The organism is Mesorhizobium sp. YM1C-6-2 (genome assembly GCF_003666685.1).
In the GTDB taxonomy this organism is placed as follows: Bacteria; Pseudomonadota; Alphaproteobacteria; order Rhizobiales; family Rhizobiaceae; genus Mesorhizobium_K.
Window position 1 is genome coordinate 12,227 of record NZ_RCIZ01000052.1, and the last position, 25,621, is coordinate 37,847.

A 25,621-nucleotide genomic window follows, 5' to 3' on the forward strand; every position below is an offset into this window, starting at 1 on the left:
ACACCGGCGTGATCGTTAGCCGGCTGACGGAGCCCCCTTGCGATCGGACGCCTCGTCCTCGTCTCCCTGGGTGATCAGCCGCGCGCTTCGCTGTCCGGAGAAGTAGATCCACAGCCAGCTCAGTGACACCGCCAGCCGGTTCCTCAAGCCGATCAGGAAATAGATGTGCGCGAAGCCCCAGATCCACCAGGCGATCCAGCCGGTCAGCTTGATCCAGCCGAAGTCGATCGCCGCGGCGCGCTTGCCGATCGTGGCGAGGTCACCGTCGTGCTTGTAGCGAAACGGGCGTGGCGCATCGTTGCCGGCAAGCCGCGCCCGGATGGTCGCCGCGACATGCCTGCCCTGCTGCTTGGCGGCCGGCGCGATGCCTGGAACGAGACGCCCCTCCTGCCACTCGACATGCGCGGTGTCGCCGATGGCGAAAATGTCGGGATGGCCCGGCACGGTGAGGTCCGGCTCCACGATCAGCCGCCCGACGCGATCGGCCGGGACGCCCAGCCATTCGGCCGCCGGCGAGGCGGCGACGCCTGCCGCCCAGATGATCGCGCCGGCCGGCAATGTTTCGCCGCCGAACGTTACGCCATCGGCGGTGCATTCGGTCACCGCGCGGCCAAGCTCGACGGTGACGCCCAGCCGCTCCAGCGCCTTCCCGGCATAGGCCGACAATTCCGGCTTGAAGCCGGCAAGGATGCGCTCGCCCGCTTCGATCAGGACGACGCGGGCCGTGCCCGGATCGATGTTGCGGAATTCGCCGGAAAGCGTGTCGTGCGCCAGTTCGGCGATCGTGCCGGCGAGTTCGACGCCGGTCGGCCCGCCCCCGATGATCACGAAGGTCATCAGCGCACGGCGCTTCTCCGGATCGGTCTCGCGCTCCGCCCTTTCGAAGGCGAGCAGGATGCGTCGGCGGATCGTGGTGGCGTCTTCCAGCGTCTTCAGGCCGGGCGCGAAAGGCTCCCATTCATCATGACCGAAATAGGCGTGCCGCGCGCCCGTCGCCAGCACCAGCGTATCGTAGGGAACCGAGCCGCCGTCCTCGAGCAGCACGCGCTTGCCTTCCGTGTCGAGCCCGACAACCGTGCCGAGCAGCATCGTCACGTCCTTGCGCTTGCGCAGCAGGTGCCTGACCGGCCAGGCGATCTCCGATGTCGCCAGCGACGTGGTCGCCACCTGGTAGAGCAGCGGCTGGAAGAGGTGGTGGTTGCGCCTGTCGATGACGGTCACGTGCACGCCGGCGCGGGAAAGCGCTCGCGTGCATTCAAGCCCTCCGAAGCCTGCCCCGATGACGACGACTTGGTGAGCGGCTTTGTTCATCGGCGTGCCTCATCTCGGCGGCTGTGCCCCGGCCCGATGATGGGGTGCGACCGGCAGTGAGACAAGGGGCCGGCATTGCCGACGCCTTGGCACAACGAGCCCTGGTTGGGTATTCGATGTCGCGAATGCGCAAACCGCAACTCTGCGGCGGGCATAATTTGCCTCGGCCGAATGCGAGGGAAGACGATGCATGACGATCACAACGGCGCGATGACCTGGCCCGATATCGCGCGCTGGCGCAAGGCCGAGCGCGAGCGGCTGATCCAGGCCCGGCTGGCGATCCCCGCCGACGAGCGTTCCACCATGTCCGCCGAAATCGCCACGCAACTCGACGCCATCGTCGGAGACGTGTCCGGCCGCATCGTCAGCCTCTACTGGCCGTTCCGTGGCGAACCGGATCTGCGTCCCTGGATGGCTCCCCTCGTCGCGCGCGGCGGTACGCCTGCCCTGCCCCTCGTTGTCGAGAAGGCGCACCCGCTGGTCTTCCGCGCCTACCGGCCCAGCGACCGCCTGGAAAAAGGCGTCTGGAATATCCCGATCCCTGCCGAGGGCGATCCCGTCATCCCCGACATCGTCATCGCGCCGCTGGTCGGTGTCGATCCCGGGAACTATCGCCTGGGTTACGGCGGCGGCTTCTTCGATCGCACGCTGGCCTCGCTGCCGGCCAAGCCGCTGGTCATCGGCGTCGGCTACGAGATGCAGCGCATCCCGACCATCCACGCGCAGCCGCACGACATCCCCATGGACCGCATCGTTACCGTCTGACTCAAGCCAGTTCCGGCTTCATTCCCATCGCCGTCCGGTCGACGATCTCGCGCAGCGCGAAGGATGAATTGATCTTCGTCACATGCGGCATCGCCGTCAGCCACTCCTTGTGGATGCGCTCGTAGTCCTGCAGGTCCTTCGCAGCGATGCGCAATATGTAGTCGTATTCGCCCGACATCAGGTGGCACGACAATATGTTGGGGCAGCGTTTCACCGCCGCCTCGAACTCGGACAGCGTCTTCTCGAACTGGCCCGACAGCGAGATGTGGACGATCGCCGTCATCTGGTGCCCTAGCGCTGCATTCGACAGCCGGGCATGGTAGCCACGGATGACGCCGGATTTCTCGAGATTGTCGAGCCGGCGCGAGCAGGCCGATTGCGACAGCCCGACCTTCTCGGCAAGCGATGCATTCGGCATGCGCCCATCCTTCTGCAGCGCTTCCAGAATAGCGATATCGATCCTATCCATCGCCAAAGTTCGAATTTCCTTCGAATGATTGTTGATTTGGCGCAACGATTAACGTCTCTAGCGCGTGGAGGCAACGCCATTTCGCAAACACGTTCGGCGCTATTTCTGGTCTAATGACTACATAAGGGGAACATGGCCCGCAAAGGGCCGCACAGGGAGATCACACATGCGCGTCGGCTGCCCGAAGGAAATCAAGAACCACGAATATCGAGTCGGCCTCACCCCCGGCGCCGTCCGCGAATATGTCGCCCACGGTCACGAGGTTCTGGTCGAAACAGGTGCGGGTGCAGGCATCGGCGCCGACGACAACGCCTACCGCTCCGCCGGGGCTGCGATCGCCAGAACGGCCGAGGACGTGTTCGCCAGGTCCGACATGATCGTCAAGGTCAAGGAGCCCCAGCCCAACGAATGGGTCCAGTTGCGCCCCGGCCAGATACTCTACACCTACCTCCACCTCGCGCCCGATCCGGATCAGACGAAGGGCCTGCTCGATTCCGGCGTGACCGCCATCGCCTATGAAACCGTTACCGACGACCGCGGCGGGCTCCCCCTCCTGGCACCGATGTCGGAGGTCGCCGGCCGCCTGTCGATCCAGGCCGGCGCCACCGCGCTGCAGAAGGCGAATGGCGGCCGCGGCGTGCTGCTCGGCGGCGTGCCGGGCGTGCTGCCGGGCAAGGTCGCCGTCATCGGCGGCGGCGTGGTCGGCCTGCATGCGGCCAAGATGGCGGCGGGACTGGGCGCCGACGTCTCCATCATCGACCGCTCGATCCCGCGCCTGCGCCAGCTCGACGACATCTTCAACGGCCGTGTCCACACCCGTTATTCGAGCATCGAGGCGCTCGAGGAGGAATGCTTCTCGGCTGACATCGTCGTCGGCGCAGTGCTTATCCCCGGCGCTGCCGCACCCAAGCTCGTCACCCGCGAAATGCTGTCCGGCATGAAGAAGGGGGCCGTTCTCGTCGACGTCGCCATCGATCAGGGCGGCTGCTTCGAGACCTCGCATGCTACCACGCATGCCGATCCGACCTACGAGATCGACGGCATCATCCATTATTGCGTCGCCAACATGCCGGGCGCGGTCCCCGTCACCTCGGCGCATGCGCTGAACAACGCCACGCTGCACTACGGCCTGCAACTGGCCGACAAGGGCATCCAGGCCATCCTCGACGACCCGCATCTCAGGAACGGCCTCAACGTCCACAAGGGCCGCGTCACCAACCGCGCCGTCGCCGAGGCGCTCGGCTACGAGATGGCCGAACCGAAATCCGCGCTGGCGGCCTGAATACACCGCCAAAAACACGGACGCCCGCCTGACTCGGCGGGCGTTTTGATTCGTTGAGACAGGTTGCAGGATTGCACGCCTTTCGTCCGACATCCGGCGCGCGGAAATACGCTCGGCAAAGATCGGACTGCGCTTTTGGTTAAAAATTTAATTATTTCTCTAAATATTTGAAATAATTATACTTTCACGGCATTTATGGTCACCGGCACACTGGGCGGCGCCGAAAGGGTGGCACTGTTACATGATTGCTACAGCCTCCTCCCGCAAACTTGCCCTAAGGGAGTACCCATTCATTACATAACGGGTGGGTACCATGAGAAATTTCGCGAAGCTGCTTCTGGCTGCTGTTTCTTCCGCTGCGATCGCATCGGCTGCGCAGGCGGCTGACGCCGTCATCGAGGAAGCGCCGGTCGTCACCGGTTACAACTGGAGCGGTCTCTATGTCGGCGCCGGCGTTGGCGTCGGTGCGACGGTCCACGGCCTTGGCCTGAGCAACATTCTCGGCCCTCTCGACGTCGATGCCAACGGCCTCGGTGGCGAAGGCTTCTTCGGCGAAGTCTCCGTCGGCTATGATTACCTCGTCTCGCCGCGCTTCCTGGTCGGCGGCTTCGCCGACTTCCGTTTTGGCAATATCGGCCCGGAACTTGAGCTTGGCGGCGGCAGCATCGAATTGACCAACCAGTATGGTTTCGATGTGGGTGGCCGGGTTGGCTACCTTTTCAACCCGACGACCCTTGGTTACGTCCTCGGCGGCTATTCCTGGCAGCGCTTCAAGCTTGACGGCGATGGCGGCATCGACTTCGAAGAGGATCGCGACGGCTACGTGGTCGGCGTGGGCATGGAAACGGTGCTCACCGGAGCTTGGACCCTCAAGACCGAATACCGTTACGCCGATTATGGCGACGATGTCGTAGCCACATTGGCCGAGAACCCCGACTTCGGCGACACCAACCTCAGCGTCCATCCCTCCACCCACACCTTCCTTCTCGGCGTGAACTACAAGTTCGGCGCCGACAACGGCGGCGGCCCGGCAATCGAGGTTCCCACCTACAACTGGACCGGCTTCTACCTTGGCGTCGCCGGGGCTGCCGGTGCGGCTGTTACCGAACTGTCGCAGGGCGGCGGATCGCTGGACGGTATTGGCGGCGAAGGTGTCCGCGGCGAAATCAGCGCCGGTTACGACTACGACTTCGGTAGCTTCGTTGCCGGTATCATGGTCGACGCCCACTACGGCAACGGCAAGAGCGAGCTCAACCTTAACCTCGGCGGACCGTCGATCAACTTCGACGCCAAGGCGGACTACGGCTTCGACATCCTCGCTCGCGCCGGTATGAAGGTGAACGAATCCACCCTCGCCTACGTCCTCGGCGGCTACAGTTGGCAGAACTTCGAGGTCGAAGCCTCGGCTACCGGCCAGGGGAGCGCGACCGTGGCCGAATGGGACGTCAACGGCTTCACCATCGGTGGTGGTCTTGAAACCGCTGTCACGTCGAATGTGACAGTCGGCTTTGAATATCGCTACACCCAGTTCGAGGATGCCGATCTCGATCTCGGCGGAGCGGACTTGGAGACGTCCATGCAGACGGCGCGCATCACCGCCAAGTACAAGTTCAACTGATACGCATCAGCGTTTCAAAAAAGCCCGCCGCGATCCTCGCGGCGGGCTTTTTCATTGCGGATAATTCACTCGAGCCTTCAGAACAGGGGCTGCTTTTCGACCCGGTGCGTCACGTAACCGCTGCGGTCCTGGGTGACCATCCCCCCGTAGCGCTGCTTGGCGGACTGTTCCGAAGCGCGCGGCGCAACCGATGAGGTCACCGTCCTGTCGTAGCCGTTGAAGGCGGGACCCGTGGTCGAGCACCCCGCCAGCAGAACAGCCGCCAAAGCGGCCAGTGTTGCCGGAAACAGACGAGATCTGGACATATCAATTCTCCTTACTGCAGGAACAAGTTTTGCCCCCAGTAAGATGCAGGTCTGTTTGTGATAGCGGATGGAATTACGGCTAGGACAAATCGATGGGCCTGTACCTTGCTTACAGATTTCAGGTAGGTACGCGACCGCCCGGTCGCCAATCACAGTTTCGCGATTGAACAATCGCGCAAGCGGTCAGCCGCGCTCGATCCTGCACTGATAGCAATTGTTCTTCGCCGAGCGCATATGCAGATAGGCGACGTCGCCGCGCGCCAGCAATTCCGCGGCGCGTCCAGGGATATCTGCCGTCGGAACTACCGCACCAGTGCCGTAGATGATGCGGTCGCCGGCGTCGTATCCCCGCACGATATAGGCCGCGGTCCGGCCGAACAGCTCCGGCAGCATGTCCGTTTCCGCCGCTCGTTCGCATCCCCGCGCATGCAGGAAGATCGGACCGGTCTCGGCATAGGGTTGCAACTGGGGGAACGGCCGATAGGCCAACACGAGGTAGGCCTCGCCCGCGTCCACATTTTCAAGGCAATGCCGGCACGGAACGCCGTCTCCATCCGAGATCTTGCGCTCCGGCTTCATGCCATAGGCATCCGGCGATCCGGCCTGCAGGGCGCGCACGGCCTCTGTCGGCAATGCTTTGAATATCGGTCTCATCGATCGTCCTCCGGCTCGATTGAGCCTCGGACCTAGGCGACGGCGCGGCGTCCGGCCACCCGTTTCCTGTCGTCTGGAGCAGATCTACTCCATCAGCGCGTCGAGACCCCGCACCAGTCCCTTGAATTCCGCCACGCGGCGGATTGCCAGCAGCGTGCCGGCCACATAGGGCGCTGCCGACGAGCCGGCATCATGGCGGATGGTCAGCCGTTCGTCGGGCAGGCCGAACAGCGCTTCGCACGAGAGGATGTAGGAAGGCAGCCTCAGCGCATGCACCTGCACGCCGTCCCCTCCCCCGACCGCGGCACCGCGCGTTCCCGGCACGCCGAGCACCTCAGCCACCGGCCTCGCGGTCGATCGCCCACGCACTTCGGCAAGCGCTTCGGCAAGCTCGCGTGCCGTGCCGGACGGCGCGTCCGGCTTCCTGGCGCTGGCATAGTCGATCACCTCGACGTCCGGCACATATTTCGCCGCCATCAGCGCAAAGCGCTTCATCAGCGTGGCGGTGATGGAGAAGTTGCCGGCGGCGAGCACGCCCACGCCCTTGTCCCTCGCCGCCTTGCCGATCTCCGCATAATCGGCGGCGCCCAGGCCCGAGGTGCCGATCACCACGTGCCGGCCCTTGTCGATCGCGGCGAGCGTATTCGCCCTCACGACGTCCGGCTTGGTGTAGTCGACCACCACGTCGGAAGGCACGGACAGCGCCTCTTCCAGCGAGGCCGACACCGTCACGCCGTTCGCCGGAAGGCCGAGCGCGACACCGCTGTCCTGCCCGGCAACGCTGCGCGCCACCGCGCCGGCCAGCGCCATGTCGTCCTGCGCCGCGATCGCCGGGATCATCGCCCGGCCGACCCATCCCGTCGCGCCCGCCATAACAACTCTGATCGCCATTGGAGAACTCCCTTGCTTGCGCAGACTTCTTCTCCACAGCGATACGAGCCGGATCGCCGCGTTTCAAGTCAGGACGGCTGTGCCAACCAAAGGCGAAGGGAGATTTGGCGCAGCCCAGCGCAATCGGCCACGCAACCGGAATTGCCCGTTGCGCGGCCGCCGGCCGGTATCCGGCCTTTTAGTGCCTCAGGAAGTCGTCGAAGCGCCTGAGCGTCACGCGGCGGTTGCGCCAGTTCTCGTTCTGCGTCGGCACCAGTAGGAATTCCTCGCCATAGCCGACCGTCTCGAGCGCACGGCGCGGAATGCCGAACTCCTCGACCAGCATCCATTTCAGCGACTCCGCGCGGCGCTCGGAAAGCGCTAGGTTGGAAGCCGCCGAGCCTACCGCATCCGTGTGCCCCTCGATCAGCACCTTGGTGCGCGGACGCCGCTGCAGGAGGCGCTCGAGGGCATCGGCGATGTTCTCGACCTTGCGGTATTGCGAGCGTGGGATCTGCGCCGAGCCGAAGGCGAAGTTGATCGACTGGATATCGATCGACGGCGCCATGCGGCGCAGTTCCGGCCGGCGCTTGAATTCGCGCACCGTCACCTTCTGGTCGGGCCTCACCTTGACGCGCGGGGCCGCGTCGAGCTGCCGTTCGATCTGCGTGGCCGAAGGCATCGCGTCCTGCGCCGATGCAAGCGAGGGGACAGCGAGAAAAGAAATCGCGGCTGCGGTGAACTGCCGGCGGGTGAACATCTTTGTGCTCCTATGTTTGCGGGCAACGGCCCTGACGACGAAAGTCGCCGCGACCATGGCGGACCGAAGCTGAATCCGCGCTGAACGGCCGGTTCATTCCGGCCCTATCTCATCACGCTGGCCGACCGCTCCTCGAACGGCAGCGGATGCACCTCTTCCCGTTTCTGGCCGACTGGCGAGAAGCCGAGCTTCTGGTAGAGCGGCAGCGCGGCCGGGTGGTCGAGCGTGCAGGTCTGCACCACGATCTGCCTCGGCTCCGTCGCCCATGCCGCTTCGATCGCCGCGCCCAGGAACCAGCGCCCGAGGCCCAGCCCGGTCGCATGTTCCATCATGCCGAAATAGGCGATTTCGGTCTCGTCCGGCTGATACGGATTGATGTCGAAGAAGCCGGCCGGCGCGCCGTCGAGATAGAGCACCCTGATATCGCGGCCGGGCGTCCTGATCTTCGCCTCCAGCGCCTCGTCGCCGAGGCGCAGCACATTCACCCAGTGCCATTTGCGGCCGACCCGATCCATCAGGTAGCGATAGTAGTGTAGCGGGATGTCGCGCGTCCTCATCAACGCGACGTTCAGGTTAGCCGGAGGATGCGAATAATTGGGGGGCGGCCGCTTCATCTCGAGGAACGTGACTGTGACCTCGATCGGCTCGAGCCGTTCGGCTGCGGTATCCATGCTACTTGCCTTTCACGACGGGCGTGTCGGAACGCCCGCCCCATTCCGTCCACGAGCCATCGTAAAGCCGGTTGGCCGAATGGCCGAGCGTCTCCAGCGCTAGCGTGATCACCGCCGCCGTGATACCCGAGCCGCAGGACGTCACCACCGGCTTCGACAGGTCGATGCCGGCCTCGTCGAAGCGCTTTTTGAGTTCCTCGGGCGGCAGCAGCTTGCCGTCCTTCGACAGCGTCGACGCGGGCAGGCTCCTGGCGCCCGGCATATGGCCGCCGCGCACGCCTGCCCTCGGCTCCGGATCCTCGCCGGTGAAGCGCCCGGCCGGCCGGGCATCGGCGATCTGGCTCTCGCCGGTCGTCACGATCTTCTTCATCTCGTCCAGAGTGGCGACGCGCGATGGGTCGAAATCGACATGGAAGATGTTCGGCGCGATCTTGGTCTGCTCGGCCGTCACCGGCCGTCCCGCCGCCTTCCAGCGGTCGAAGCCGCCATCGAGCACATAGACCTGGTAGATGCCCATGACGCGGAACATCCACCAGACGCGCGGAGCCGAGAACATGCCGGGTCCGTCATAGACCACGATCGTGTCGTCGGCCGAGACGCCCATCGAACCGACCAGCCGGGCGAAGGTCGCCGGATCGGGCAGCGTATGCGGAAGCTCCGAGTCCGGATCGACCACTGCGTCCTGGTCGAAGAAGATCGCGCCGGGAATGTGCGCGGCCTCGTATTCGGCGCGCGCGTCGCGTTTCTGCGCCGGCAGGTACCAGGAGGCGTCGAGGACAGAGAGGCCCGGCGTGCCGAGCCGGCTTTCCAGCCAGTCCGCGTCGATGGTGAAGGCTCCGCTCTCTGCCATGCATTCCTCCGCGACGGCGTCCGACATCTGCATAGCCGCGGCGCGGCCAAAACTCAAACGCCTCCGGGTACCGGCAACGGATCGGTTCAGTTCGCTCTACGCCGGCGCCGGCCCGAACCTCAGCCTAAAGCGCCGGTTCTCGCGGCCCTTCTTCTCGATCTTGCCGATGTGGATCTCGCCGACCTCGCCGGTCGAGCGCACATGCGTGCCGCCGCAGGGCTGGCTGTCAACGACGCCGTCCGCGCCGATCAGCACCAGCCTGATCCGCCCGGTTCCGGAAGGCGGGCGCACGTTCTTCGACTTCACCAGCGTCGGGTTAGCCGCCAGTTCTCCATCGGTGATCCAGCGCGTCGACACCGGATGGTCGGCCCGCACCAGTTCCATCAGCTTCGCCGTGACGTCCTCCTTGGTGAAGCCGGCATCGGGAATGTCGAAGTCGACGCGGCTGTCGTCTTCCGCCACCGCGGCGCCCGTGATCGGGAACGGGCAGACCACCGTCAGCAGATGACAGGCCGTGTGCATGCGCATCAGCTTCAGGCGCCGCTCCCAGTCGATGGCAAGCTTTACCCTGTCGCCCGGCTTCAGGCCAGAATCCGCAGCCGGCACATGGATGATCTCGTCCTTCGTCTCGCCGGTGATGGTGGCCGCGATCTCAACAGCCCGTCCGTCGGCCAGTGTCAGCCGGCCTGTATCGCCCGGCTGCCCGCCCGACGTCGCGTAGAACACCGTGCGGTCCAGGATGATGCCGCCGCGCTCGTTGACGGCGACGACCGCCGCCTCCGCATCCGCGAGGTAGCCGTCCTCGCGGAACAGCGCTTCCGTCCTGAACGCCATCAGTCGACCTTCTCGTAGGGCACGGCGATCTCCGGCGTGCGGTCCATCCAGAACGGCACCGGCAGGTTCTTCGTGCGCAGGAACTCCGGATTAAACAGCTTCGACTGGTAGCGCGTGCCGTAGTCGCAGAGGATCGTCACGATCGTGTGGCCCGGTCCGAGCTCTTTCGCCAGCCGGATCGCGCCGGCGATGTTGATGCCGGTCGAGCCGCCGAGGCACATGCCCTCCTCCTGCACCAGGTCGAAGACGATCGGCAGCGCCTCCTCGTCAGGAATCTGCCAGGAGAAATCGGGCGAAAAACCTTCCAGGTTGGCGGTGATGCGCCCCTGCCCGATGCCCTCGGTGATCGAGGAGCCTTCCGCCTTCAGCACGCCCTCGGTGTAGTAGCTGTAGAGCGCCGCGCCCAGCGGATCGGCGAGCGCGATCTTCACCGCATTGCTCTTCTCCTTCAGCCCGGCTGCCACGCCGGCAAGCGTGCCGCCCGTGCCCACCGCGGACACGAAACCGTCGACCTTGCCGTCGGTCTGCGTCCAGATTTCCTGCGCGGTGGTACGGATGTGGCCGTCGCGGTTGGCGACATTGTCGAACTGGTTGGCCCAGATCGCGCCGTTCGGCTCGCTTTTCGCCAGCTGCTCGGCCAGCCTGCCCGACACCTTCACGTAGTTGTTCGGGTTCTTGTAGGGCACCGCCGGAACCTCGATCAGCTCGGCGCCCAGCACGCGCAGCGCATCCTTCTTTTCCTGGCTCTGCGTGTCGGGGATGACGATCACGGTGCGGTAGCCGAGCGCCTTGGCGACGACGGTCAATCCGATGCCGGTATTGCCTGCGGTCCCTTCCACGATCACGCCGCCCGGCCTCAGCAGCCCCTTCGCCTCCGCGTCGCGGATGATGAACAGCCCTGCCCGGTCCTTCACCGACTGGCCGGGATTCATGAACTCGGCCTTGCCGAGTATCTCGCATCCCGTCTCCTCGGAGGCGCGCTTCAGCCGGACCAGCGGCGTGTTGCCGATCGTGTCGATCACCGAACGATGCATGAAAAAACCTCTGCTTTCCGGCCGGCCATGATGGAGCCGCCCCGGTTCTAGAAACCGCGGCAGCGCCTTTCAAGCAAAGAAATTCCTGGCAGAACCTTCTGTGGGCTGTGGCTGCCGATATCGTTGCCTTCCAAGCCACCGCCCGCATCGGAAGGACGCGACGCATATTGCATTCGCCCGCGCCTTCGGTCAGACGATTAGGGGAAACATGGCAAGGCACATGGCGATCTACAGGGCGGACAAGCAGCATGGCGTCGCCTGGATAACCGGCGGCGGCACCGGCATGGGCTACCAGTTGGCCCTCGATCTTGCCCGCGACGGCTGGACGGTTGCCGTCACCTCCCTCACCGAGAACCCGGTCGAACCCGGCGCCGAAATCGAGACCCCGGGGCTTCCCGGAAAGATCCTGCAGTACCACTGTGACGTCACCCACGAAGCGGGCATGGCGGCCGTCGTGGAGGCCATAGAGCGGCAGACCGGTCCGATCGTGCTGGCCGTCTTCAACGCCGGCATCTACATTCCCGTGCACGGCCAGGCGCTCGCCATCGCGGATTTCCGCAGGACCTACGAGGTCAACGTGTTCGGTGTCCTGAACGGCCTCGCACCGGTTGTCCCCCGCATGCAGGAGCGCGGCCGTGGCCACGTCGTGATCAATGCCTCTGTGTCGTCCTACCTCGGCTGGCCGAGTGCGGCTGCCTACGGCTCCAGCAAGGCGGCGCTGAACAACATGGCGGAGTCCCTGCGCTACGACTTCGAGCGGATGAACATCCGCATCCAGGTCGTCAATCCGGGTTTCGTCGACACCCCGCTCATCGAGAACATCAACTATCGCATGCCCACTCTGGTGCCGGTCGAACAGGCCGGCGCGCAGCTCGCACGGGCGATCCGCTCGGGCGGTTATGAGACGGCCTTCCCCCGCCGGCTGGCCTGGACGCTGAAATTCCTGCGCCTGTGGCCGGGCGACCTGGCTTTCGCCTTCATGAAATACGCCACGAGAAAGCTCCGCCGTTCTCCGATTCCCGGAGCAAGCCGAACCAGGTCTGCGCGCAAGCGCCCCGGTTAAGGTCCCGTCGGCTTCGGCAGGCCCTCGCCTTCATGCGCTGGCTCACCGTCGATCAGCGTCAGCAACACCTTCGCGGACGCGATTTCCGTCGCCGGCACCTTGGTGACGTCCTTGTCGAGCACCACCACATCGGCGCGTTTTCCCTTGCTCAGCGTGCCAGACTCCGCCTCGTCGAAGGCCGCATAGGCGCCGTTCACCGTATAGGCGCGCAGCATGTCCATCACGTCCAGCTTGTGCTGCGGCGTCAGCACCGCGCCGTCGGGGTCGGCGATGTCCTGCCGGGTCACCCCGGTCTGGATCGCCTCCAGCGGGTTCATCGACGACACGCTCCAGTCGCTCGACCCGGCGAGCGTCGCCCCCGCCTCCTTCAGCGCGCCGAACGGATAAAGCCATTCCGAGCGCTCCGGCCCGATCTTCGGCTGCGTCAGGTCTACGATATAGGTGTCCGGATAGGCCCACAGCGCCTGGATATTGGCGATAACGCCGAGTTCCTTGAAGCGCGGAACGTCGGCCGGGTCGACAAGTTCCAGATGCGTGATCTGGTGGCGGCTGTCGCGTTTGCCGTTCGCTTTCTGGGCAGCCTCATAGGCATCGAGCGTGGCGCGTACGGCGCGGTCGCCGATTGCATGCGCATGAAGTTGCAGGTCGGCCGCGTCGGCAGCGACCGCGATCTCGTTGAGCTCCTCCTGGGTGAACAGCAGCTCGCCCGACGAGTTCGAGCCGACATAGGCTTCGAGCAGCGCCGCGGTGCCGGTCTCGATCACGCCGTCGACGAAGAGCTTGACCGAGGTCACTTCGAGATGCGGGCCGGTATAGGTGTTCTTCAGCTTGATGACGCTGCCGACGGGCGACTCGTTGCCGGCCTCCACCTTGATGGCCGCCTCGACGCGCAGCTTGAGCTTGTCCGCCGCGTCGGCCCGCTGGTAGCCCTTCAGCATCCATTCTTCGGTCGACGGGTCGATGATCGCCGTGATGCCGTAGCCGATCGCCTCGGCCTGCGCTTCCTGAAGAGCCGCGTCGACCTGCGACTCCGGATAGTCGGGCAATAGGTTGCTCACGAGCTCCATCGCCTTTTCGCGCAGCAGACCGGTCGGATTGCCCTGTGCATCCCGCTCGATGCGGCCGCCTTCCGGGTCCTTTGTCGACGCGTCGATGCCGGCTGCCTTCAGAGCTGCCGTGTTCACCCAGGCCGAATGACCATCCAGGCTTTCGATATAAGTCGGGCGATCGCCCGTGATCGGATCAAGGATCGCGGCCGAGCCGTCGGCGTAAACGCCATTGTCCCAAAAATCGGCGCGCAGCCAGGCGCCATCGGCAAGGGCGGCGAGCGCCGGCGTCATCGCGTCGCGCAGAGCCCCGGCGTCGGCCACGTCGGTCATGTCGACGTTCTTTCCCTGTGTCGCGCTCCAGATCAGATGATTGTGGGAATCCTGGAAACCGGGCAGCACCAGTGCGTCGGCTGGCAGATCGTAGATTTTCGCGTCCTTGAAAAAGGGCTCGACGTCAACGTCCGAGCCGATAGCCGCGATCCTGCCGTCGACCAGTGCGATCGCCTGCGCCTCCGGCTTGGCATCGTCCATGGTCAGCACCCGCGCGCTGCGCAGCACGATCGTGTCGGCATGCGCGGCCGAGCCGAGCAGCAACACCGCGCCCGCTGCAAGAAGCTTGGATTTCCAGTACAGGCCCGGCATCGCGTCCTCCCGCATCTTTACCGTGAAAGGCCAGCGTACAAGGGCGGCATGGCCGGTCAAGCCGGGTGATTTCGGGCCTTGCCGAAAAATTTCATGGGATCGTGTCGATTCCGCACATCGCCGCTCGTCGTGTTTGCAGAGGCCGACGAACGGGCTCGAATTTTTGGATCAACCGAGGAGAAGACCGATGCGTTTCATGGTGATCGTCAAGGCGACGGAGGACAGCGAAGCGGGCGTGATGCCGAGCGAAGAGCTGCTCACCGCGATGATGAACTACAACGAGGAACTGGTGAAGGCCGGCATCATGCTGGCCGGCGACGGCCTGCAGCCAAGCGCCAAGGGCGCCCGCGTCCAGTTCGACGGGCCGAAGCGCACGGTCGTCGACGGTCCCTTCGCCGAGACCAAGGAACTCGTCGCCGGCTACTGGATCTGGGAGGTGCGGTCGCTGGAAGAGGCGATCGAATGGGTCAAGCGCTGCCCCAACCCGATGCCCGGCCCGTCCGAGATCGAGATCCGCCCTCTGTATGACATGGAGGATTTCGGCGAGATCGTGACACCCGAAATCCGCGAGCAGGAGCAGCGCCTGCGCGCCGAATCCGAAAGATTAGCGAAGAAATAGCGGCGCCGAAGCACTCTTCACTTTGCAGGAAGGGTAAGGTTGGGGAGGCGGCGGCCCGACACGCTCCGGTTGTGCCTGGCTCGGCCTCCCCTGTCTTTTCGGTGCAAAATGCACTACCCGGTAGCCCATGTCGGCTACCTCAGTGGAAAAGACCATCGAAGCTGTCTGGCGGATCGAGCAGGCGAAGATCATCGCCGCGATCGCGCGCATGGTGCGCGACGTCGGACTGGCCGAGGAATTCGCCCAGGATGCGCTGGTCACCGCCCTCGCCCAATGGCCTCAGAAAGGCGTGCCGGAGAAGCCGGCCGCCTGGCTGATGGCCACCGGGAAACGCCGCGCCATCGACCACCTGCGCCGTGCAAAGATGCTCGACCGCAAGCATGGCGAGATCGGCTACGACATGGAGATCGAGCAGACGCATGGCGGCCCCGACATCGAGGCCGCGCTCGACGACGATATTGGCGACGATCTGCTCAGCCTCGTCTTCACCGCCTGCCACCCGCTGCTGTCGTCGGAGGCGCGCGTCGCGCTGACGCTCAAGCTGATCGGCGGCCTGACGACGGAGGAGATCGCCCGCGCCTTCCTCGTGCCCGAGCCGACGGTCGCGCAGCGCATCGTGCGTGCCAAGCGCACGCTCTCCGAGGCCGGCGTGCCCTTCGAGGTGCCGCGCGGCACCGACCGCGCCGAGCGTCTCTCCTCGGTGCTCGACGTCATCTATCTCGTCTTCAACGAAGGTTATTCGGCGACATCGGGCGAGGACTGGATCAGGCCGCAACTTTGCGAGGAGGCCATGCGCCTCGGGCGCATCCTCGCCGGGCTGACGCCGTCCGAAGCCGAGGTGCATGGGCTGATCGCCCTGATGGAGATCCAGGCGTCCAGGCTGAAGGCGCGCACCGGCCCGGACGGCGCGCCGATCCTGCTTGCCGACCAGAACCGCGGCCAATGGGACCGCCTGCTCATCCGGCATGGCCTGGCCGCCCTTGAGCGCGCCGAGGCGCTGGCGCCGGAGCGCGGTCCCTACGTGCTGCAGGCTGCGATTGCCGCCTGCCACGCCCGCGCTGTGACCGCCGACGCCACCGACTGGCCGAAGATCGCCGCGCTCTATCTCGCGCTCAGCCAGCGCAGCCCCTCGCCCGTCATCGAGCTCAACCGCGCCGTCGCCCTCTCCATGGCCTTCGGACCGCAGGCGGGGCTCGACCTGGTGGATCAGTTGCTCGACGAGCCCGCGCTGAAGAACTATCACCTGCTGCCGAGCGTCAGGGCGGATTTCCTGACCCGCCTCGGCCGCCTGGACGAGGCCAGGGCCGAGTTCGAGCGCGCCGCCACCATGACCCGCAACGAGCGCGAGCGCGCGCTTCTGCTCGACCGCGCCACCGCCATCGCAGCAAATGCCAGGGCCTCGGCCTGAGCTTAAGCCTTCACGGCCTCCGGCTTGGCGTCGCGCGAGAAAAGGTAGATCAGAAGCGCAAGCCCGACCATGATCGCGTAGAAGGCAAACAGTGCGACATAGCCGCTTGTCGGCTCGCCCGGCACCGACCATGCGGTGACCACGCCGCCGGTGGCGAACTGCATCATGCCCACCCCGCCGATCGAGAAGAAGTTCATCAGCGTCACGCCGCGCCCGGTCAGATGCGCCGGCACGAAGGCGCGCGCATGCGCCATCAAGAGCCCGTAGCTGCCGCCGGCCAGTCCGATCACGACGAGAAGCAGCGTCGACGCCGCAATCCCCGGCATCGGATGCAGCGCGAAAACCACGAGTGTCAGCACCGTCACCGTGTTGCCGGAAACCGCGACCCATTTGCGCGTCCGGAAAATCTGGTCGAGCGGCCCGTAGAGGAAGGCGCCGCCGACCATCGCCAGCGCCATGAGCATGGTCACTTCGCCGATGAGTAGCGAATCCGCCCCGTAGACATCGGCGAGGTAGGGGCCGGACCACAGGCCGCGTATGCCGGTCGCCGGCGCGTAGTTCAGCGCGGTCAGCGGCATCAGCGGCCACAGCCAGCGTATCCTCAGCAGTTCCGCATAGCCCGACAGCCCGACCGGTCCCGTCGCCCCTTCCGGCCGCGCCGGGTCGCGCACGAAGACGAAGGCGGCGGCCGCGGTCGCGACGGTGAAGATGCCGAGCGCCACCATCGCCGTCCGCCAGCCGAAGATCTGCGCCGCTTCCGCCAGCGGCGCCGCGCCGATCACGTTGCCGGCGGTGCCGAAGGCGATTGTCCACGAGGCCAGCACGGCGAAGCGCCCGGGCGAATAGTTGCGCGCATAGATGAAGAGCGCCGACATCAGCACAGGCGCGCAGCCGAGCCCGATCAGCGCCATCGCGGCGACCACCATCCACGGTGCGCTCGCTGCCGAGAACAGCAGCGCGCCGCAGCCGGCGAAGACGCCGAGCATGATTGAGGCCGTCCGCCTGGGACCGAAACGGTCGAGCCATATGCCGACGGCGAACTGCGCCAGCGCGAACATCGCGAACCAGGCGCCGGACGCTACCGACAGGTCGACCTTTGACATGCCGAGTTCGGTGGTCAGGACCGGCGTCAGCACCGCCATGAACGAGCGGTAGAACTGCGACAGCACATATGCGACCGCGAGCGCGGCGATGCCGGCCATGGAGCTCCTCCCAGAGCGCGACGCTCGAAAACGAAAAAGCGGCCGAGGCATCGCCTCGACCGCCCTAGTTCATTGATGGGGCACAGGCAATTGGACCAAAGCCTGTGCGTGTTGGTCAAGCTATGCGGCCCGCGCCGGCTTGCCGCTGCCGAACCCGCTCCGCCGCTTGCGGCGGAAGGGCTTCTTGCCGGGCTTGCCGTCGGTAGGCCGGCCGGCCTCGTGCCTGCCGCCCTCGGGCTTGCCGGCATGCTGCTTGTGGCCGAAGCCTGGCCGCGGCTTCTGCCCATCGCGCTGCGGCTCGCCGCCGGCGCGGTGTTCGGCGGCACGCTGGCCGTTCTTGTGGCCATCCTGCCGCTTCGGCCCCTGGCCGCGATGATGCGGCTTGCGCTCGCGGCCCTGCCTGGGCTGTTGCTCGCCGCGGTCGTTCGCCGGCACCGGCGCATGGCGCTCTCCGGCAGGCCTTTGCGGATCGGGCTCGCCCGTATGGTCGGCCGCCACCGGCAGCTTCATGCGGATGATCCTTTCCACGAGGCGCAGCTTGGCGTTCTCGGCCGGGTCGACCAGCGTGATGGCGATGCCGTCGCGCCCATTGCGGCCGGTGCGGCCGATGCGGTGCACATAGCTCTCCGCCTCGTCCGGCAGGTCGAAGTTTACGACATGGCTGATACCAGGAACGTCGATGCCGCGCGCCGCGATGTCGGTCGCCACCAGGATGCGCACCGAACCGTCACGAAAACCGTTCAGCGCCTTCTGGCGGGCGTTCTGCGACTTGTTGCCGTGGATGACGGCGGCGTTGAAGCCGTCACGCTCGAGATCGCGCACCACGCGGTCGGCGCCGTGCTTGGTGCGGGCGAACACGATCACCGAACTCATCGCGGAGTCGGCAAGCATGTCAGACAGCACCTTGCGCTTCTGCTTGAGGCGCGCCAGCACCACGCTCTGCTTGATCTCGGACGCGGTCGTGCCCTGCGGCGCGACCTCGATGTGCACCGGATCCTTCATGATGCCGCGCGCCAGTTCCTCGATCTCCTTCGGCATGGTCGCCGAGAACAGGGCCGTCTGCTTGTCACGGTGCACGGCCTTGGCAATGCGCCTGACATCATTGATGAAGCCCATGTCGAGCATGCGGTCGGCCTCGTCGAGCACCAGCCAGCGCGTCTCGGAAAGGTTGAGGTCACGCTCCCGCACGAGGTCGGTCAGCCGACCGGGTGTGGCGACCAGAACGTCGACGCCGGGCGCGATTTTCTTCACCTGGCTGCCCCGCGACACGCCGCCGAGCACCAGCGCCGTCGAGATATGCAGGCCCTTGGACAGGATCTTCACCGTGTCCTCGATCTGCACCGCGAGTTCGCGCGTCGGCGCGAGGATCAGCGCGCGCGCCGTCTTCGGCGAACGCTTGCTGCCAAGGCCGATGATCTTGGTCAGGATCGGCAGCGCGAAGGCCGCCGTCTTGCCCGAGCCCGTCTGGGCGACGCCCAGAACGTCGCTGCCGGCGAGAAAGGGCGGGATGGCCTTTTCCTGCACGGGCTTCGGAACGTCGAACCCGGCAGCGGCCGTCGTCTTCAGGAGCGGGCCGGTGATGCCGAGTTTCGCGAAACCGGTCGGTTCCGCAGTGATTTCATTGGTCAATTTGTTCTTCTTTCAGGCGGCACGAAGGCCGCAAATACCCTTGGCGCAGGGCGCAACCTGCGTCGGGCTATTGTTCTTTGGAACGACAAGGCGGCGGACGGGACCGTCCGCACGGGCTGCGCTGTCGCGCCCGCGGTTCATCCCGCGGGACTTGTTCCGCCGCTTGTCCAAACCGGATTTTGCGAGGAAACAGACGCAACCAGTCCCTCGATTGGGAAAGCCGGAACTTCCGGCCCACGCGCCTATGTCGCCGCATATGGTCCAGTTCGCCGCAAATAGCAAGACCGATGCTGCAATGCAACAATGCACCCCACGCTGCTCCCTTGCACCCTCGCGCCGCCGTGCTACGACGATCTCCGAGAGGGAGACCGCCATGAAGGACGTGCTGAAGGAACTGGAGCGCCGCCGCGAGATCGCACGCATGGGCGGCGGCAAGGCACGCATCGACGCCCAGCACGCGCGCGGCAAGCTCACCGCCCGCGAGCGCATCGACATCTTCCTGGACGAAGGCTCCTTCGAGGAATTCGACATGTTCGTCGAGCACCGCTCGACCGATTTCGGCATGGAGAAGCAGAAGATCGCCGGCGACGGCGTCGTCACTGGCTGGGGCACGGTGAACGGCCGCACCGTCTTCCTCTTCGCCAAGGATTTCACCGTTTTCGGAGGCTCGCTGTCCGAGGCGCATGCGGAGAAGATTCAGAAGGTCCAGGACATGGCGCTCCGCAACCGGGCGCCCATCATCGGCATCTACGACGCCGGCGGCGCGCGCATCCAGGAAGGCGTCGCTGCGCTCGGCGGTTATGCGGAAGTGTTCCAGCGCAACGTGCTGGCGTCGGGCGTCATCCCGCAGATCTCGGTCATCATGGGACCGTGCGCCGGCGGCGACGTCTATTCGCCCGCCATGACCGACTTCATCTTCATGGTCCGCGACACCTCCTACATGTTCGTCACCGGGCCGGACGTGGTGAAGACCGTCACCAACGAGACCGTCACCGCGGAGCAGCTCGGCGGCGCGTCGGTCCACACGACGAAATCCTCGATCGCCGACGGCGCCTACGACAACGACGTCGAGGCGCTGCTGCAGATGCGCCGGCTGGTCGACTTCCTGCCAGCCTCCAACACGGCCGAAATCCCCGAGATCGCCTGCGCCCAATCCACCTCGGACACCAACCTCTCGCTCGACCGGCTGGTCCCCGACAACGCCAACAAGCCCTACGACATCCGGGAACTCATCCTGAAGACCTGCGACGAGGGCGACTTCTTCGAGATCCAGCAGAGTTTTGCAAAGAACATCGTCACCGGCTTCGGCCGCGTCGAGGGCCGCACGGTCGGCTTCGTCGCCAACCAGCCGATGGTTCTCGCCGGCGTGCTCGACAGCGACGCCTCCCGCAAGGCCGCTCGCTTCGTGCGCTTCTGCGACTGCTTCAACATCCCGCTGGTCACCTTCGTCGACGTGCCCGGCTTCCTCCCCGGCACCAGCCAGGAATATGGCGGGCTGATCAAGCACGGCGCCAAGCTGCTCTTCGCCTATGCCGAGGCGACCGTTCCGAAGGTCACTGTCATCACCCGAAAAGCCTTCGGCGGCGCCTATGACGTCATGGCCTCGAAACACCTGCGCGGCGACGTCAACTATGCCTGGCCGACGGCGCAGATCGCCGTCATGGGCGCCAAGGGCGCGGTCGAGATCATCTATCGCAAGGACATCGGCGACGCGGAAAAGATCGCTGCCCACACCAAGGCCTATGAGGACCGTTTCCTGTCACCCTTCGTGGCCGCCGAGCGCGGCTATGTCGACGAGGTGATCATGCCGCATTCGACCCGCCGCCGCGTGGCGCGCGCGCTGAAGATGCTGCGCAACAAGGACCTCCAGAACCCCTGGAAGAAGCACGACAACATCCCGCTGTAGGTCAAGCCAGCTTGGGATATTTGCCGCTTTCGCAGCACCTTCCCTCAGTCGATCTCGAATGGCCGACAGACTAATCTCCCGGCGCTTCTGAAAAAATAGAAACGCGTCGCCCGCTGCGCTGCTCTGCATTTACGATGACGCCGGAAGAGTATAGTATTCCCGAGATCAATTCATAACTGAATTTCCCGCATCCTTGTGTCGACGGAGGGTATCGACATGTTTCTGAGGTGTGGCTGCTGCATAATCCCCAAGGACGTCCTCGAACGCTTGTTGCAGGATCCGACCCTGCCGGCGAAGACCCGCGCCTCGCTTGAATCGACGGTGGCGCAGGAGTCCATCTGGCGACGGCTGCGCGTGGCGCAAGGCGCGGCAATACAGGCGCGCCTTTTCACGCTGGAATCCACCACGACGCTCGCCAAGGTCCCGAGTATCACGGTCAATGACTGCCAGAACACGACTTCGCTGCCCGGCAAGCCGGTCGCGAACCCCGGCAAGTCCAAGGACCAGACGGCCAAGCGCGCCTTCGACAGGACCACCGATGTCGTGGAGTTCTACAAGACCTGCTTCGGCCGCAACTCCATCGACGACCTCGGCATGACGCTGATGTCGTCCATCCACTACGATGTGAACTACAACAACGCCTTCTGGAACGGCGTCCACATGACCTATGGCGACGGCGACGGTCAGCTCTTTCTCGACTTCACCCGGGCCAACGACGTCGTCGCCCACGAGCTGGCGCATGGCGTCACCGAATATACGTCTGGCTTCGTCTACACCAACGAGGCAGGCGGGCTGAACGAGAGCATGTCCGACGTTTTCGGCTCGATGTTCCGCCAGTGGCAGAAGAACCAGACCTTCTCGAGGGCCGACTGGCTGATCGGCGCCGATATCGTCGGACCGGCGGCCAAGGCGCGCGGCTACAAATGCCTGCGCGACCTCGCCGATCCCGGCGCAAAGCACTGCATCTCGCCCCAGCCCTTCCGCTACAAGGACTACATTCCGGGCGGCGATCCGCACGACAACAGCGGCATCCCCAACCACGCCTTCTATCTCGCCGCGAAGGCCATCGGCGGGCGCTCATGGGAGAAGGCCGGCAAGGTCTGGTACGCCGCGCTGACCAGCAGGAAGGCCACGAAGAACATGAAGTTCAAGGCTTTCGCCAAGCTCACGCGCGTGGCGGCGAAAACCTTGTTTCCGTCCGAGCCCGCCGTATATTCCGCAATCGACAAGGGATGGGCGGGCGTCGGCGTTTCTTAGAGCAATTCCAGCAAAAGCGCGCAGCGGTTTTGCGTCCGAAATTGCGTAAAAACAAATAGATAGAGCGGTTCCTGCGATTCTGAGAAAACTGGAACCGCTCTAGCTGGCGCACCGGCCGATCGCCGGCCAGGACTTGCGGAGCGCGAAATGGAACGCTTCATCATCGAGCGGCGTGGCGGCATTGCCGGCCTGAAGGGGCGTGGCGAGATCGCCGCGGATGAACTCGATGAAAACGATCGCGAAACGCTGAAAAGCCTTTTCAAGGGCGGCCGGAAATTGCCCAGGGACGAGGGAGCGGACCGCTACACCTACACGGTCACGCGCGTGAGCGTGTCCGGCAGCAAGACCGTCGAGATACCGGAAACGCTGATCCCCCGCGCCCTGGCGCGCTGCGTCAAGGACCAGCTTTAGTCCTGTCCGTCGAATTCCATCGCCGCATTAAGCAACTGTGCATGCGCCATCACGCAAGCCGTTATATCTTCCAGGGCGACATTCTCGGATATGTTGCGGCTGCGAACGTCTTCGGCCACTGCGGATACGTTGACGATACCCTGCGCGTGATACGCCGACCGGACCGATTGGGTCAGATCGTCCACAAGTCGCTGGGATAAAACGATTCTCATTGCACACCTCATACCTCTTTGCCGGCCGGGTGAGCGGCTTCTGCGGAATTATAAGAAATATGACATTTTTGTCAATAATTTCAATTAGTTAGTAATAAACTCCTTTAGTGCGCTCTGCACTTAGCTCATCATGTCAGCAAAAACCCTCACAGGCTTGTTCAGGCCATTTGACTCGCTTGATAAATGCTGCGCCTTATGACAAAAATTATTGGAACTAGTCACTTACTCATTCGTTGTATGGCGCTTGCTTGGGGCTTTGAGGAATCATGGCAGAGCTTGAACGTCCGGAACGCTTGCAGATCATGCTGAGCGCCGATGAATTAACGGCGGTGGAGAATTTCCGCTTTGACAGGCGCATGCCGAGCCGAGCCGCCGCCGTTCGCGAGCTGTTGAGGCGCGGTTTGGCCGCTGAGGGATTCTTACTCGCCGACCCTGGCGCCAAGTCGCAGGACTATGGCGTGGTCAGTTCAGGCCAGGACAAGAACGGGCGCAAGGGCAAGCGCTAGTCTTCGACCCGCTAAGACACCGCCGCGTTCGAGCTGATCGCCGCCGCGAAGCCCGCCGCGATCTTGGCGGCGCCGCTCGCTTTGGGGTGTATCTCGTCTGTGTGCCAGTCGCCCGCCGACATCCTTGGCCGCATGTCGATATAGACGATGCCGGCGCGGCTCGCGGCGAAGTTCTTCAGCGCCGTGTTGAACTGGCCGACCATGTTGGCGACGATCGCCTTCGACAGCGGCCCTACAACAGTCGGATCGAAGCCCAGCGCCTCGAGCCGCTTGCCGAGATAGGGCCCGTTCTTCTTCGGGAGAGCGTTGGCGTAGCCGTGTATGTAGAGCACCGTCCTGTTGCCGGTGGTTTTCCGCACGTCGTTTGCCAGTGTCTCGTATCCCGAGATGATGCCCCTCACCTTCGTCGCAAACGACGCCTTCACATAGGCCGGCGCATTGGCCGGATCGGTGTCGCCGGGCTTGCGCGTCTTCACATAGGTGCCGATCGAGCCCAGCACGTCGTTGCCGCCGCCCGAGAACAGGAAATGCCGGAACGTGCCGGCCCTCAGCTTCTGCACATACTGCTTCTGCGCCAGCATGTTCTCGACCGTGTCGCCCCATTTGGCGACGCTGACCACGTTGTGCGTCCGGTTGAGGACGTCGAGCGCGTCGTTGGGATAGAGAAGATCCGGCAGGTTGAACCAGGAATCGCCTTCGGCGAGCACCTTGATCGCCGCCGCGGCGCCTTCGAGCTTTGGTTCTTCCGGCCGCTTCGCCATCGCCTGCCGGTACAGTTCGGCCGTCTCTTCCGGCGACAGCTCCTTTCCGCCGGTGTCGACGCGAGCATAGTTCAGTCGCAGCGCCGGCGCGAAGGCTTCGGTGTTGTCCTCGTCGATTTCGAAATAGCCGCGCAGTTCCCTGTCGGCCAGGTCGCCCTTCCGGATGCGCTTCTTCAATTCTTCGAGCGTGATGCGTTTTACGGATGCTGTTGCCATCTTCGCCCCTCCTCGACCAGGCCGAATGCAACGCCGGTAACGCCAATACTTTGCCACATCCCGAATTGCGTGGGAAGAATATCGGGGTCGCATAGAACAAGCGCCTGATATGCTTGCCAACGGCGCAATATTGCGCTGGCTTTCTTCAGGCGGGGCGAGCGTGTGGATTTCCCTCCAAGGGGAAGGAAACAGCTTCAGGCCGCGTGGGCGACGATGTCGTTGTACTCGTCGAGGTCGATGTAGAAAATGCGGGTGATCTCGCGGATGAGATCCTCGTGATCGTAGCCTTCGGAGCGCAATATGTTGATGGCCGCGATGATATCCAGCCGCTCCGTCAGCCGCTGCTTGGCGTTGTCTTCTACGTAGTGCTCCATGAAACCGTCCCCGTTCCTTGGCTCAACGCATTTGAAGAACGACTGATTGCAGGGCCACTCTGAGGCGCGTTGCTTGCGTGGAACTGGATTGTCCGGCAGAGCGCCTGCCCGCTTCACTTCACAAGGAACGCAACAGCACTAGACTCACCGAGTCTGCCCTTAGAATATCACTTATAGCTAAAATTGTATTAACGGCTCGGGCGGTCGCCGTTCCAGTCGGCCGCAAGCGTCTCGAGCGCCAGCTCCGCCGCCGGTCCGAACACCTGCTGGCGCTCCGACCGGCCGATCTCCTCGCCCGTCACCAAGCTGTCGACCACCGTGCAGATCGACAGCGCCCTCGCCCCGAACCGTGCGCCGATGCCGTAGATCGATGCCGTCTCCATATCGCAGGCGGACGCACCGCGCGCCCGCGCCTTGTCGAAGCGGCCGAGCGGATCGGGATGGTAGAACACGTCGCTCGACACCATCGGGCAGGCCCGATGCGGGATGCCGCTCTTGCTCGCGAGGGTCGTCGCCAGTTTGTTGAGTGCAGGATCGGGCCGCCGCCACGCATCGGCATTGTCGACCTCGAAATCCATGACCGCCGCCTGCGCGATCACCAGCGAGCGCAGCGCCACCTTCTCGTCCAGGCTGCCGCAGCTTCCCGTCCGCACGATCGTCCTGATGCCGAACACGGAGAGCAGCTCGTGCACATAGATGGAAAGCGACGGCCGCCCGATGCCGGTGGCCTGCACGCTGACGGGCATGCCGCGATAGCTTCCGGTGAAGCCCAACGCGCCCCTGATCGCGTTCACCTGGCGCGGTTCGTCGAAGAAGGTCCGGGCGATCCAGGCGGCGCGGTCGGGATCGCCGGGCAGGAGCACCCGCTCGGCGTAACCGCCCTTGCCGGCCTCGATATGCGGCGTCATCCGCCCCCCCGCGCCCTGCTCCCGAAGCTGCCTGC

At 64.7% G+C, this 25,621-nt stretch carries 27 protein-coding genes; 10 read left to right on the forward strand and 17 right to left on the reverse strand.

Features of this window, described 5'->3' with window-relative positions; genetic code table 11:
• Positions 1 to 15: 15 nt before the first annotated feature.
• On the reverse strand, positions 16 to 1,311 hold the full coding sequence (locus tag D8676_RS26725; RefSeq protein WP_121584124.1) for an NAD(P)/FAD-dependent oxidoreductase: 1,296 nt from the start codon (positions 1,309 to 1,311) through the stop codon (positions 16 to 18).
• 186 nt (positions 1,312 to 1,497) lie between these two features.
• Between D8676_RS26725 and D8676_RS26730 the strand changes: the two genes are divergently transcribed.
• Positions 1,498 to 2,076: a 5-formyltetrahydrofolate cyclo-ligase gene (locus D8676_RS26730; RefSeq protein ID WP_121584125.1), complete on the forward strand. Its 579-nt coding sequence runs from the start codon at positions 1,498 to 1,500 to the stop codon at positions 2,074 to 2,076.
• Position 2,077: 1 nt separating this feature from the next.
• On the opposite strand, the gene D8676_RS26735 is transcribed toward D8676_RS26730, so the two are convergent.
• Complete coding sequence (locus tag D8676_RS26735) at positions 2,078 to 2,551, reverse strand: Lrp/AsnC family transcriptional regulator (RefSeq protein WP_121584126.1); 474 nt, start codon at positions 2,549 to 2,551, stop codon at positions 2,078 to 2,080.
• A 160-nt stretch (positions 2,552 to 2,711) separates the two neighbouring features.
• Here D8676_RS26735 and ald point away from each other — a divergent pair, with 160 nt between their 5' ends.
• Both ald and D8676_RS26745 read left to right on the forward strand, forming a co-directional pair.
• Entirely contained in the window at positions 2,712 to 3,827 is a 1,116-nt protein-coding gene (gene ald / locus D8676_RS26740) for an alanine dehydrogenase (protein WP_121584127.1), read from the forward strand.
• Positions 3,828 to 4,140: 313 nt separating this feature from the next.
• Positions 4,141 to 5,445, forward strand: coding sequence for an outer membrane beta-barrel protein (locus tag D8676_RS26745; protein ID WP_121584128.1), 1,305 nt, complete (start codon positions 4,141 to 4,143; stop codon positions 5,443 to 5,445).
• 77 nt (positions 5,446 to 5,522) lie between these two features.
• Here D8676_RS26745 and D8676_RS26750 read toward each other — a convergent pair whose 3' ends face one another.
• The 8 genes from D8676_RS26750 to D8676_RS26785 all read right to left on the reverse strand — a co-directional run bounded on the left by D8676_RS26750 (position 5,523) and on the right by D8676_RS26785 (position 11,423).
• The gene (locus D8676_RS26750; protein WP_121584129.1) at positions 5,523 to 5,750 is read right to left on the reverse strand and encodes a hypothetical protein; all 228 of its coding nucleotides are present in this window, start codon (positions 5,748 to 5,750) and stop codon (positions 5,523 to 5,525) included.
• 183 nt (positions 5,751 to 5,933) lie between these two features.
• Positions 5,934 to 6,404 (reverse strand): DUF1203 domain-containing protein, encoded by a 471-nt coding sequence (locus D8676_RS26755; RefSeq protein ID WP_121584130.1) that lies wholly within the window; start codon positions 6,402 to 6,404, stop codon positions 5,934 to 5,936.
• Positions 6,405 to 6,488: 84 nt separating this feature from the next.
• Positions 6,489 to 7,295 (reverse strand): 4-hydroxy-tetrahydrodipicolinate reductase, encoded by an 807-nt coding sequence (dapB, locus tag D8676_RS26760; RefSeq protein ID WP_121584131.1) that lies wholly within the window; start codon positions 7,293 to 7,295, stop codon positions 6,489 to 6,491.
• A 178-nt stretch (positions 7,296 to 7,473) separates the two neighbouring features.
• Positions 7,474 to 8,034, reverse strand: a complete 561-nt coding sequence (locus D8676_RS26765; protein ID WP_121584132.1) for an OmpA family protein — start codon at positions 8,032 to 8,034, stop codon at positions 7,474 to 7,476.
• A 104-nt stretch (positions 8,035 to 8,138) separates the two neighbouring features.
• Positions 8,139 to 8,705, reverse strand: coding sequence for a GNAT family N-acetyltransferase (locus D8676_RS26770; protein WP_121584133.1), 567 nt, complete (start codon positions 8,703 to 8,705; stop codon positions 8,139 to 8,141).
• 1 nt (position 8,706) lies between these two features.
• Complete coding sequence (gene sseA / locus D8676_RS26775) at positions 8,707 to 9,555, reverse strand: 3-mercaptopyruvate sulfurtransferase (protein WP_121584164.1); 849 nt, start codon at positions 9,553 to 9,555, stop codon at positions 8,707 to 8,709.
• A 96-nt stretch (positions 9,556 to 9,651) separates the two neighbouring features.
• Positions 9,652 to 10,389 carry an alanyl-tRNA editing protein gene (locus D8676_RS26780; protein WP_121584134.1) on the reverse strand — a complete coding sequence of 246 codons (738 nt, stop codon included), beginning with the start codon at positions 10,387 to 10,389 and terminating at the stop codon, positions 9,652 to 9,654.
• Positions 10,389 to 11,423 (reverse strand): cysteine synthase A, encoded by a 1,035-nt coding sequence (locus D8676_RS26785; protein ID WP_121584135.1) that lies wholly within the window; start codon positions 11,421 to 11,423, stop codon positions 10,389 to 10,391. The genes D8676_RS26780 and D8676_RS26785 overlap by 1 nt, the downstream gene beginning before the upstream one ends.
• A 220-nt stretch (positions 11,424 to 11,643) precedes the next feature.
• On the opposite strand from D8676_RS26785, the gene D8676_RS26790 reads away from it, so the two are divergent.
• Positions 11,644 to 12,486, forward strand: coding sequence for an SDR family NAD(P)-dependent oxidoreductase (locus tag D8676_RS26790; RefSeq protein ID WP_121584136.1), 843 nt, complete (start codon positions 11,644 to 11,646; stop codon positions 12,484 to 12,486).
• Here D8676_RS26790 and D8676_RS26795 read toward each other — a convergent pair.
• Positions 12,483 to 14,177 (reverse strand): amidohydrolase, encoded by a 1,695-nt coding sequence (locus D8676_RS26795; protein WP_183097273.1) that lies wholly within the window; start codon positions 14,175 to 14,177, stop codon positions 12,483 to 12,485. The two genes, D8676_RS26790 and D8676_RS26795, sit on opposite strands and share 4 nt — an antisense overlap.
• Before the next feature lie 187 nt (positions 14,178 to 14,364).
• Between D8676_RS26795 and D8676_RS26800 the strand changes: the two genes are divergently transcribed.
• Entirely contained in the window at positions 14,365 to 14,796 is a 432-nt protein-coding gene (locus D8676_RS26800) for a YciI family protein (protein ID WP_121584138.1), read from the forward strand.
• A 127-nt stretch (positions 14,797 to 14,923) separates the two neighbouring features.
• A complete protein-coding gene (locus D8676_RS26805) occupies positions 14,924 to 16,204 on the forward strand; it encodes an RNA polymerase sigma factor (RefSeq protein WP_121584139.1) in 1,281 nt (426 codons plus the stop codon).
• Positions 16,205 to 16,206: 2 nt separating this feature from the next.
• Here D8676_RS26805 and D8676_RS26810 read toward each other — a convergent pair whose 3' ends face one another.
• Entirely contained in the window at positions 16,207 to 17,406 is a 1,200-nt protein-coding gene (locus tag D8676_RS26810) for an MFS transporter (protein ID WP_121584140.1), read from the reverse strand.
• Positions 17,407 to 17,526: 120 nt separating this feature from the next.
• Positions 17,527 to 19,035 carry a DEAD/DEAH box helicase gene (locus D8676_RS26815; protein ID WP_121584141.1) on the reverse strand — a complete coding sequence of 503 codons (1,509 nt, stop codon included), beginning with the start codon at positions 19,033 to 19,035 and terminating at the stop codon, positions 17,527 to 17,529.
• Between the two features lie 373 nt (positions 19,036 to 19,408).
• Between D8676_RS26815 and D8676_RS26820 the strand changes: the two genes are divergently transcribed.
• The 3 genes from D8676_RS26820 to D8676_RS26830 all read left to right on the forward strand — a co-directional run bounded on the left by D8676_RS26820 (position 19,409) and on the right by D8676_RS26830 (position 22,609).
• Positions 19,409 to 20,941, forward strand: coding sequence for an acyl-CoA carboxylase subunit beta (locus D8676_RS26820; protein WP_121584142.1), 1,533 nt, complete (start codon positions 19,409 to 19,411; stop codon positions 20,939 to 20,941).
• 216 nt (positions 20,942 to 21,157) lie between these two features.
• Positions 21,158 to 22,198, forward strand: a complete 1,041-nt coding sequence (locus D8676_RS26825) for a M4 family metallopeptidase (protein WP_121584143.1) — start codon at positions 21,158 to 21,160, stop codon at positions 22,196 to 22,198.
• A gap of 147 nt (positions 22,199 to 22,345) precedes the next feature.
• Positions 22,346 to 22,609 (forward strand): protealysin inhibitor emfourin, encoded by a 264-nt coding sequence (locus tag D8676_RS26830; RefSeq protein WP_121584144.1) that lies wholly within the window; start codon positions 22,346 to 22,348, stop codon positions 22,607 to 22,609.
• On the opposite strand, the gene D8676_RS26835 is transcribed toward D8676_RS26830, so the two are convergent.
• The gene (locus D8676_RS26835; RefSeq protein WP_147448285.1) at positions 22,606 to 22,821 is read right to left on the reverse strand and encodes a hypothetical protein; all 216 of its coding nucleotides are present in this window, start codon (positions 22,819 to 22,821) and stop codon (positions 22,606 to 22,608) included. The genes D8676_RS26830 and D8676_RS26835 overlap by 4 nt on opposite strands.
• Positions 22,822 to 23,087: 266 nt before the next feature.
• Between D8676_RS26835 and D8676_RS26840 the strand changes: the two genes are divergently transcribed.
• On the forward strand, positions 23,088 to 23,327 hold the full coding sequence (locus D8676_RS26840) for a hypothetical protein (RefSeq protein ID WP_121584146.1): 240 nt from the start codon (positions 23,088 to 23,090) through the stop codon (positions 23,325 to 23,327).
• 11 nt (positions 23,328 to 23,338) lie between these two features.
• Here D8676_RS26840 and D8676_RS26845 read toward each other — a convergent pair whose 3' ends face one another.
• The 3 genes from D8676_RS26845 to D8676_RS26855 form a co-directional block, all read right to left on the reverse strand.
• Positions 23,339 to 24,304, reverse strand: coding sequence for an SGNH/GDSL hydrolase family protein (locus D8676_RS26845; RefSeq protein ID WP_121584147.1), 966 nt, complete (start codon positions 24,302 to 24,304; stop codon positions 23,339 to 23,341).
• Between the two features lie 194 nt (positions 24,305 to 24,498).
• Positions 24,499 to 24,678 (reverse strand): hypothetical protein, encoded by a 180-nt coding sequence (locus tag D8676_RS26850; RefSeq protein ID WP_121584148.1) that lies wholly within the window; start codon positions 24,676 to 24,678, stop codon positions 24,499 to 24,501.
• A gap of 188 nt (positions 24,679 to 24,866) precedes the next feature.
• Positions 24,867 to 25,586: a purine-nucleoside phosphorylase gene (locus D8676_RS26855; protein WP_121584149.1), complete on the reverse strand. Its 720-nt coding sequence runs from the start codon at positions 25,584 to 25,586 to the stop codon at positions 24,867 to 24,869.
• Between the last annotated feature and the right edge of the window lie 35 nt (positions 25,587 to 25,621).